Annotated in this window: 13 protein-coding genes; 12 read left to right on the top strand and 1 reads right to left on the bottom strand. The window is 34.0% G+C overall.

The features are described from left to right. From KQI94_RS15355 to KQI94_RS15345, 3 genes are all read left to right on the top strand, one after another. Window positions 1-183 (top strand): helix-turn-helix transcriptional regulator (locus KQI94_RS15355; protein ID WP_216454582.1); only part of this gene is annotated, 183 nt, incomplete at its 5' end. 37 nt (window positions 184-220) lie between these two features. Then, on the top strand, window positions 221-382 hold the full coding sequence (locus tag KQI94_RS15350; protein ID WP_002411353.1) for a hypothetical protein: 162 nt from the start codon (window positions 221-223) through the stop codon (window positions 380-382). Window positions 383-439: 57 nt separating this feature from the next. Beyond that, window positions 440-610, top strand: a complete 171-nt coding sequence (locus KQI94_RS15345; RefSeq protein ID WP_002357333.1) for a hypothetical protein — start codon at window positions 440-442, stop codon at window positions 608-610. Here the strand turns inward: KQI94_RS15345 and KQI94_RS15340 are convergent. After that, entirely contained in the window at window positions 604-825 is a 222-nt protein-coding gene (locus KQI94_RS15340) for a hypothetical protein (protein ID WP_229018025.1), read from the bottom strand. The genes KQI94_RS15345 and KQI94_RS15340 overlap by 7 nt on opposite strands. A gap of 67 nt (window positions 826-892) precedes the next feature. On the opposite strand from KQI94_RS15340, the gene KQI94_RS15335 reads away from it, so the two are divergent. The 9 genes from KQI94_RS15335 to KQI94_RS15300 form a co-directional block, all read left to right on the top strand. Then, window positions 893-1,108, top strand: coding sequence for a hypothetical protein (locus tag KQI94_RS15335; protein WP_002357335.1), 216 nt, complete (start codon window positions 893-895; stop codon window positions 1,106-1,108). Window positions 1,109-1,376: 268 nt separating this feature from the next. Continuing rightward, entirely contained in the window at window positions 1,377-2,087 is a 711-nt protein-coding gene (locus KQI94_RS15330; protein WP_002357336.1) for a phage regulatory protein, read from the top strand. A gap of 10 nt (window positions 2,088-2,097) precedes the next feature. Next, window positions 2,098-2,283 carry a hypothetical protein gene (locus KQI94_RS15325; protein WP_002406301.1) on the top strand — a complete coding sequence of 62 codons (186 nt, stop codon included), beginning with the start codon at window positions 2,098-2,100 and terminating at the stop codon, window positions 2,281-2,283. An 11-nt stretch (window positions 2,284-2,294) separates the two neighbouring features. Then, window positions 2,295-2,468: a hypothetical protein gene (locus KQI94_RS15320; protein WP_002406302.1), complete on the top strand. Its 174-nt coding sequence runs from the start codon at window positions 2,295-2,297 to the stop codon at window positions 2,466-2,468. Between the two features lie 198 nt (window positions 2,469-2,666). Next, window positions 2,667-2,789, top strand: coding sequence for a hypothetical protein (locus tag KQI94_RS16725; RefSeq protein WP_002414628.1), 123 nt, complete (start codon window positions 2,667-2,669; stop codon window positions 2,787-2,789). Then, complete coding sequence (locus KQI94_RS15315; protein ID WP_002381628.1) at window positions 2,773-3,252, top strand: siphovirus Gp157 family protein; 480 nt, start codon at window positions 2,773-2,775, stop codon at window positions 3,250-3,252. Before KQI94_RS16725 ends, KQI94_RS15315 begins: the two co-directional genes overlap by 17 nt. 11 nt (window positions 3,253-3,263) lie before the next feature. Next, window positions 3,264-4,280, top strand: coding sequence for an AAA family ATPase (locus tag KQI94_RS15310; RefSeq protein ID WP_002365157.1), 1,017 nt, complete (start codon window positions 3,264-3,266; stop codon window positions 4,278-4,280). Between the two features lie 4 nt (window positions 4,281-4,284). Next, window positions 4,285-4,926 carry a putative HNHc nuclease gene (locus tag KQI94_RS15305; RefSeq protein WP_010821532.1) on the top strand — a complete coding sequence of 214 codons (642 nt, stop codon included), beginning with the start codon at window positions 4,285-4,287 and terminating at the stop codon, window positions 4,924-4,926. 3 nt (window positions 4,927-4,929) lie between these two features. Next, window positions 4,930-5,585, top strand: a 656-nt coding sequence (locus tag KQI94_RS15300; RefSeq protein ID WP_216454580.1) for a helix-turn-helix domain-containing protein, incomplete at its 3' end; no start/stop codon positions are given.

Raw genomic sequence — 5,585 nt, 5'->3', positions numbered from 1 at the left:
AAGGCTGAAAGGATTGCTAAGGGTTATTCGCAAGAAGAATTAGCAAAAAAATTAGGTTGGACCAGAAGTATGTATACAAAACGTGAAAATGGTGCAGTTTCATTGGGAGTTGATGAACTAGCAAAAATAGCAACAGCATTAGAAATGCCAGAATCTAGAATATCTATTTTTTTTAATCGTTGAGTTCCCGAATGTCAACAAAGGAGGAGGGAAGTGTGATATGAATCAAAAGTCGTCAGAAAAAGTAGATATCGATTTATTGGCACAAGCTTTTGCTGATGTTTTAACGCGACGTACTGGCATACAACATGTTTGTAAAATAAAAAGTAAAAGTGAATCTAAGAAAAGTGAAGGTAACAATTATCAGAAAGAAGCTAACTAAAACTTGTAAATATGGGGAATGCAACAAATACAAACAAAATAACTAAGGAGGCAGAACATGAATAAAAATAATGTAAAGCAAGACTTAACCACTCAAGAAATTGCAAAATTGATTATGGAAATCAAACTTGGAATTTTACAACAATTAGAAAAAGCGCTTGACCAGGCTATAAAAGAGAAAAACTCCACAATGGTTGCAGCCATTGCAGAGATTTTGAAAAGTTATTGATTTTCATTTGTTAAATTTTCAGGCAATTCGTTATTTGTAATAGTCTTGAAAAAGTCTAGATAGGCTTGAGCAACTTCTTTAGTTGTAACAGGATTACCTTTCACAGAAGTTCGGCCAATTTCATTTGATATTTCAGAATTATGTGCTAACCATGCGACTACAAGGTCAACAGCTAATTCGTTTTTTCTTTTATTAGTCTGTTCCAATATTTTCACCACCTTATGAATTATTTCAGCAGACCATTTGCTGATAAGAAAATTATACCAGAAAGGAAATAAACAAATGAGTGAATTAAAACCATACTATGCAGAAATGTCTAAAGAAGAGTTAATCAAAATAATTGAGCATCAACATCAGGAACTTCTAATTATTGATGCGATAAAAAATGAATACAAAAAGCATTTAGAGCAAGTGATTGTTTATCATTCAGTAGAAAATTATCGTGATACAGTCCGAAAAAATAGAGAAGTAGCTGTAACTACTCCTCAAAAAAACTAACCGTGATGACAAGGTTTACAACAATAATAACAACCATCGAACTTAAACCCTCTGCCAGCGTTGGCTTCTTCAAGCGACTGAATAGCTGCATGGCAAGAAGAATATTCGCCCACTACCAATTGTCGTTCTGTAGATGGTAGGTATTTACATGTTGAAACATGCACTTCGTGTAACCCCTTATCGTCTGCTTGTTTGTTACAAATATAAGTAAACATAATATTTTTCACCTCGCTTTCAAAATAATTATACCAGAAAGGAAGTAAACCAAATGACAAATTTAGTAATTATGAAAAACCAGCAAGCAGTAACAAGTAGTTTACAAGTTGCAGAAACTTTCGGAAAAGAACACAAAGTTGTTCTAAAAGCCATTGATGAATTAAAAGAGGGGGTGGCACAAAATTATGCCGACCTATTTTACGAAGATACCTACATTCATCCACAAAACAAACAATCTTATCGCCAAGTTATTATGAATCGCGACGGCTTCACTTTGTTAGCAATGGGGTTCACTGGTCAAAAAGCTTTGCAATTTAAATTGAAATATATTGAAGCTTTTAATCAAATGGAAAAAGAAATTCAACAGCCTAAACTTCCAACCTCGCAAAGACAATTGGCGATGCTTGCTTTATCAGCAAATGAAGAAACAAATGAGCGTGTAGATGTAATTGAAAAAGAAGTAGCCGACTTAAAAGACAATCAAAAAATCGGTGCAGATGATTATGGCTACTTATCACGTCGAGTTCATCAACGAGTAGCAGAAGTAGCAAGAGGATTTGGAAAAATCACAAAGGAACAGCGTGGCAAGCTATACAAAGATATTAATTCAGGTATTAAGCAAATCACAGGCGTGGGGACCCGATCACAATTAAGAGAAAAACATTATCCAATGGTAATTGAATATATCAATGACTGGGAGCCGTCCACAGCCACAAAAACAGTTGTAAGACAAATGAGTTTTGACTTAAACGACATAGCGTAGGGAGAACATTATGGCTTATACAACTGAACAAGAGGCTTGGATACTCAACCAAATCAAAAAAGAGCGGAAACAGCTACAAGATGATAGAGCAGCGCTTAGACAATCAGAACAACTGACCGAAGGAAAAGCATATCAAATTGAAAAAGAACTCGAATTTTTAAGATACTTAGAGATTCAAAATAGAATGCATATTTAAGGAGAAATGAAATGAGAAAAATTTATAACTTAAGAAGAATTGCAGTATTGCTAATCGTATTCGGACTAGGACTGCTAGTAGGCGGAGATTTTAATCCGATTATCCAAAATGTATATATCGGCTTATTCATCATTTGGACACTGTTTTATGATCTGGCACTTGAAGATAGAGAGGTAAATAAATGACAAGGAAAGAAAAACTACAGCAAACGAAAAAACTTGCTGATTTATGGTACCAGCAACAAAAAAATAAAATATACATTGCACAACAAAAAGAGCGCAGAGGTGTTGTATGACGACAAAAAAGCGACTTAAGCCGGCAAGCAATAAGTCGCATACAAAAATATACTAAGAAAATTATATCACAGAAACGAGGTCTTGTGAATGAATCGTAGTGAAGCAGATGCGCTAGATCAATTTTTAACAGAGCCGTCAGAAGAATTACAGAAAATCGAACCAGAATGGGAATATGACGAGGAGGAAGATAGCCGTGGCAACACTTTATGAACTTAGCAACGATTATTTAAAAGTTTTGTCATTAGCTGAAGAGCTTGATGATGGAACATTAAAAGATACGTTAGATAGTATTAGCGATTCAATCGATTTAAAAGTAGAAAACACAGCAAAAGTAGTTAAAGAACTTGAGAGCAACATATCTATTGTTGAAAAAGAAATCAAACGGCTACAGTCACGAAAAACAACGCTTTCTAACAATGTAAAGAACCTAAAAGGATATCTGCAAGATGAAATGGAAAAGGTCGGCAAAACGAAAATCAAGGGCGAATTATTCAATGTAGGAATTCAAAACAATCCAGTTTCTGTGAATATTATAGACGAAAAATTAATTCCTATTGGCTTTTTAATTCCTCAACCTCCCAAAGTTGATAAAACAGCTTTGAAAGAAGAACTGAAACATGGGGAAATCAAAGGTGCAGAATTAGTTCAAACTAAGAGTTTGAGAATTAGATAGGAGGTTTCAATATGGAAATAAAAAAGGCTAAACGCGAAAAAATAAAAGTTCCTATCATGATAACTGGCGCAAGTGGTAGTGGAAAAACAGTAAGTGCGTTGTTTATTGCTAAAGGAATTATTGAAAAAATGCATTCAGACTTATCAGAACAAGAACAATGGGAAAAAATAGGTGTCATTGACACTGAGCACAAACGATCGTTGTTATATGCTGATTCAACTATTGGGAATGTCGACATAGGGGAATTTTTGCATATTGATTTTGAAGCACCATTTACTGTACAGCGATATATACAGGCTTTTAATTTATTCAAACAAGCTGGGGTTGAAGTGGTTATAGTCGATTCTCTAACGCATGCTTGGAGTGGTGAAGGTGGCATTTTAGAACAAGTAGAAAACCATCAGAGAGGCAACTCTAAAAATCAAATGTTGGCTTGGAATAAAGTAAAACCATTAGAGAAAGAATTTCTTAAGTTAGTAACAGGAAATTCAATGTATGTGATTGGAACGTCTAGAAGTAAGCAAGCCTACGACATGGAAAAAAATGAACAAGGTAAAACACAAGTAGTAAAACTAGGGTTGAAACCTGATCAAAAAGATAGTTTGGAATATGAATTTGCTATCGCTTTACGTATTGATCAGGACCACATAGCGGAAGCTACAAAAGATAACTCAAATATGTTTAATATGCCTTTTAAAATAACAAAAGAAGTAGGCGAAAAAATATATGAATGGAGTAGCGAAGGAATAGATTTAGAAAAATTAAAAGATGAATTAATTAGTAGTATTACAGAACTTGCTACACAATCTGAAAATCATGAAAATATGTTTAAAGAGTTGCACAGCAAGATTAACAACGTACCTTTAAAAAACGTAAAAACTAAAGTTCTTGAGCGTATGAAAGAAATGTTAGAAAAGATTGAAGTTCCTACTGTGGAACAACAAAGTGAAAACGAACTCGATGAAGAACAAACAGAATTATTTGACGAGGCAAATCCTCCTATTGCAAATGATTTTGAAAAGAAGTGATTGAATGATTGGGAAAATCATAAAACATAAAGGGAATATGTTGGCCATCGAATTTGAGGATGAAATAAATTCAAATTTTCTCGAACTTCTGGCTAATAACGATGATAATTTAGCGAAAGTTGAATTCTTAGATAATCGACAGATGTCTCAAAAACAGAATGCACTTTCTCACGTTCTAATAGCCGATGTGGCACGTTGGAGCTATGACGAACCTAAATGGATTGAAAGTGTCTTGAAATACTACTACGAGGCTAAGAGTGGTGTTTATTTTGAACATAGTCGAGCTACCAAGAATGAAGCGACGGAGTGGATCGGTTTCTTGATTGAGTTCATTTTGAAAAACGATATACCACTGGAAAAAAGATACCAATATTTGCTTGAAAATAACAAATGGTTTTATTACTGTCTGAAATATCGTAAGTGCTGTATTTGCGGTAAGCATGCTGACGTTTGCCATATTGAAGTTGTTGGTATGGGGCGTAATCGTAAAAAGATTAATCATGAGACATTCACATTTTATGCAGGATGTCGTCAGCACCATCAAGAGGAGCACCAAATAGGTACTAAGAACTTTTTGAATAAGTATCAAATTAAACCAGTGAAATTGAATACGGATGAACGTAAAAAATTAAACATAGGGGGATAACAAATGGAGAGAGCGTTTAAAGGTATTTGGATCCCTAAAAACGTTTGGCTTGATGATGAATTAAGCTGGATAGAAAAATTTTTGATAGTTGAGATTGATAGTTTAGACAATGAAAATGGCTGTTTTGCTAGCAATGAATACTTTTCAAATTTCTTTGGTCTTAGTAAAGATAGGGTTTCTAAACTTATATCTGGATTAAAAGAAAAAGGCTACATTGACGTAAGCTATCAGTACAAATCAGGGACAAAATCAATAGAGAGACGTGTAGTTAAAACTACCGATAGGTATAGGCGAAAACAACTAGAGGGTATAGGTAAAAATAACTATAGGGGTATAGGCGAAAACGCCAAAGATAATAATACATTACTTAATAATACAGAGAATAATACAAAGAATAAAAAGAATAGTGTTGAGCCGAGCTCAACTATGCCTGAATTATTCGAAAAAGTTTGGAAAACTTATCCAAAGAAAACCAACAAGAAAAAAGCTAGAGAACAATTTTTAAAGAAGTTCAAGACGGAAGAAGATTTAGAGTCGTTTAAAAAAGGATATAAAGACTATCTTGCGTATATTAAATTAAATGATTGGTACCATCCACAAGAATTATTTCGTTGGATCCGTGATGATCGTTATAACGATGAATATGATTTATCTCAAAC

Source organism: Enterococcus sp. S183_ASV_20, assembly GCF_018919685.1.
Classification (GTDB): Bacteria; Bacillota; Bacilli; order Lactobacillales; family Enterococcaceae; genus Enterococcus; species Enterococcus faecalis.
The sequence above is the reverse complement of the archived record's forward strand: the minus strand, read 5'-3'. Positions and strand labels throughout refer to the sequence as shown.